This window comes from Salipiger sp. HF18, assembly GCF_011806505.1.
GTDB lineage: Bacteria > Pseudomonadota > Alphaproteobacteria > Rhodobacterales > Rhodobacteraceae > Salipiger > Salipiger thiooxidans.
In genome coordinates this window covers 1-3,127 of record NZ_JAATOS010000460.1, presented here as the reverse complement: position 1 = coordinate 3,127, position 3,127 = coordinate 1, and the positions used below count along the sequence as shown (strand labels likewise).

The 3,127-nt window shown below is 67.7% G+C and carries 3 protein-coding genes; all 3 read left to right on the top strand.

Annotated features, from left to right (window positions below; all coding sequences use genetic code 11):
- The coding region (locus HC022_RS22410) for an orotate phosphoribosyltransferase (RefSeq protein ID WP_167453875.1) at window positions 1-477 on the top strand (477 nt) is incomplete at its 5' end.
- 224 nt (window positions 478-701) lie between these two features.
- The gene (locus HC022_RS22405; RefSeq protein WP_167453874.1) at window positions 702-1,934 is read left to right on the top strand and encodes a replicative DNA helicase; all 1,233 of its coding nucleotides are present in this window, start codon (window positions 702-704) and stop codon (window positions 1,932-1,934) included.
- Between the two features lie 81 nt (window positions 1,935-2,015).
- Window positions 2,016-3,029, top strand: coding sequence for an alanine racemase (alr, locus tag HC022_RS22400; RefSeq protein WP_167453873.1), 1,014 nt, complete (start codon window positions 2,016-2,018; stop codon window positions 3,027-3,029).
- Window positions 3,030-3,127 lie beyond the last annotated feature (98 nt).

Below are 3,127 nucleotides of genomic sequence, written 5' to 3'. Positions count from 1 at the left end.
ACCGTGATGCGCAACGCGGGTTTCGAGGCCTTCGACAACGTGGCTGGCGGCGAGACCGCGGGCATCCCCTTTGCAGCGCTGGTGGCCGAGCGCATGGCGCTGCCGATGACCTACGTGCGCAAGAAGCCCAAGGGCCACGGCCGCGGCGCGCGCATCGAGGGGGCCATGTCTGAGGGCGAGCGGGTGCTGCTGGTCGAGGATCTGACCACCGACGGCGGCTCGAAGCTGAACTTCGTCGACGCCATCCGCGAGACCGGTGCCAGCTGCGGCCACACCGCGGTGATCTTCTATTACGGCATCTTCCCCGAGACCACGAAGACGCTCGGCGACCACGGCGTCGACCTGCATTACCTCTGCACCTGGCACGACGTCCTGGCCGAGGCCAAGGCGCGCGGCTGCTTCGATGCGGGCACGCTGGCACAGGTCGAGGCCTTCCTGTCTGACCCGCGCAAGTGGCAGGCGGAAAACGGCGCATGACTGTGCATCGGTCGCGGGGATAACCCGCGCCGAATCGCAACGCCGCATCCAGATGTTGCGGCGTGAGCGCAATTTGCTACAATATGCGCACGATCCCGGGATATCCCCGGGTTCTCCACCGCCTTTTCCCGGCGGTTTTCCACACACTTATCCAGATTGGTTCGCAAGGGCGCGCAGGCTATGACGCTCGAACCGCGGGGCAGACGGGAAGCAGAGGCAGAGCAATGAACGACCAAAGCGTGTTCAACCCGGCAGGGCTCGAGGTCGAGCAGCCCGAGACCATGCCGCACTCCATCGAGGCCGAACAGCAGCTTCTGGGGGCGATCCTAACCAACAACGACGTCTACGACCGGGTCGCCGCGATCCTGGGCGCGGGCCATTTCTTCGCCGCGAAGGTGGACGTGAAATCCGAGCCCCGCGAGCAGATCGTCGAGGCCGAACAGGCGCTCTACAAGCTCGCCGAGCAGGGCCACACGGAAGGCGGTTTCCAGAGCTTTCTCAGGGCCGTAACGGACGCGGTTAATGTCGCGAACGCGGCCTACCAGCGCGAGGGCGGGCTTGCCGGCATCTCGACCGGGCTCATCGACATGGACAAGAAGCTCGGCGGCCTGCACCCGTCGGACCTTCTGATCCTCGCCGGTCGCCCCTCGATGGGGAAGACCTCGCTGGCCACCAACATCGCCTTCAACATCGCCAAGGCCTACAAGCGCGGCATGAAGCACGATGGCACCGAGGGTGCCATCGATGGCGGCGTCGTGGGCTTCTTCTCGCTCGAGATGAGCGCCGAACAGCTCGCCAGCCGGATCCTCGCCGAGGCCTCGGAGATCTCGTCCCACAAGATCCGCCAGGGCGACATGGACGAGAAGGAGTTCCGCCGCTTCGTGGACGCCGCGAAGGAACTCGAGGCCTGCCCGCTCTACATCGACGACACGCCCGCGCTGCCGATCAGCCAGGTTGCGGCGCGCTCGCGGCGCCTGAAGCGGACCCACGGGCTCGACCTCATCATCGTCGACTACCTGCAGCTGCTGCGCGGCACCGCCGACAACCGGGTGCAGGAGATCGCGGAAATCTCCATGGGTCTCAAGGCGATCGCCAAGGAACTTAACATCCCCGTCATCGCCCTGTCGCAGCTCTCGCGTCAGGTGGAAAGCCGGGACGACAAGCGGCCGCAGCTCTCGGACCTTCGGGAATCGGGCTCGATCGAACAGGACGCCGACGTGGTGATGTTCGTGTTCCGCGAGGAATACTACGTCGAGCGGGAAAAGCCCTCGGACGACCGGCTCGACGAAATGGCCGCCTGGCAGGAGCGCATGAGCCGCCTGCACGCCAAGGCCGAGGTCATCATCGGCAAGCAGCGTCACGGCCCCATCGGCACGGTCGAGCTGTCCTTCGAGAGCCAGTTCACCCGCTTCGGCAATCTCGTCAAACCCTGGCAGCAGGACGGCGAAGGCTACTGATCCGGCAGCGGCATGGCGGCCTTGCGGCCCCGTGCCGCTTTGCCTCTTGACGCTCCGGCGGGCTTGGGCTCCAAGCGGGGCATGGCACAGGCACAGCTCACAATCGACCTCGCCGCGATCCGCGCCAACTGGCGCGCACTCGCCAACGCAACCACCGGCGAGGCCGGCGCCGTCGTGAAGGCGGATGGCTACGGGCTCGGCGTCGCGCGGGTTGCCCCGGCGCTGGCCGCGGAAGGCGCCCGGCGCTTCTTCGTCGCAACCGCGCACGAGGGCATCGCGGTGCGCCGCGCGCTGGGGGCCGGGCCCGAGATCTGCGTGTTTTCCGGCCACATGAACGGCGACGCCGAGATCATCCGCGACCACCGCCTGACGCCGATGCTGAATTCCATCGACCAGATGCTGCGCCACGTCGAGGCCCTGCCCGGCCACAGCTTCGGCATCCAGCTCGACAGCGGCATGAACCGGCTCGGTATGGAGCCGGCGGAATGGTCGGCGCTGCGCGAGATCGCGCTGGCGCAGAAGCCCGTGCTGATCATGTCGCACCTCGCCTGCGCCGACGAGCCGTCGCACGGCATGAACGCGTTCCAGCTGCGGACCTTCCGCGAGATGACCGACGGGCTCGACGTGCCGCGCTCGCTGTCCGCGACCGGCGGCATCCTGCTCGGGCCGGACTATCATTTCGAGCTCACCCGCCCCGGCGTCGGGATCTACGGCGGCCAGCCCTTCGCCGACGCCCGGGCTGTGGTCGAGCTGATGCTGCCGGTGATCCAGGTCCGCGACGTGGCCCCCGGGGAATCCGTGGGCTACGGCAACGCCCACGTGGCGGTCGCCGCAGGCTATGCCGACGGCATTCACCGCGCGCTTGCTGCCAAGGGCGCGGTCTGGGCCGGCGACACCCGCTGCAAGATCATCGGCCGGGTGTCCATGGACCTCATCACCGTCGATGTCACCGCGCTGAACAAGGTGCCCGAGCAGCTTGAACTGCTCGGCCGTCACCAGACCGTCGACATGGTCGCCGATGCGGTCGGCACCATTGGCTACGAGATCCTGACCGGCCTCGGGGCGCGCTACGCCCGGGTCTACACCGGCGCATGAGCCTCACCGCTCCCCTCGGGCTGATCGGTCGCTCTGTCCTACGCGCGTTTGCCGGCGTCGGGCGGGTGGCGATCTTCGCGGCCCGCGCCGCCTCGCAC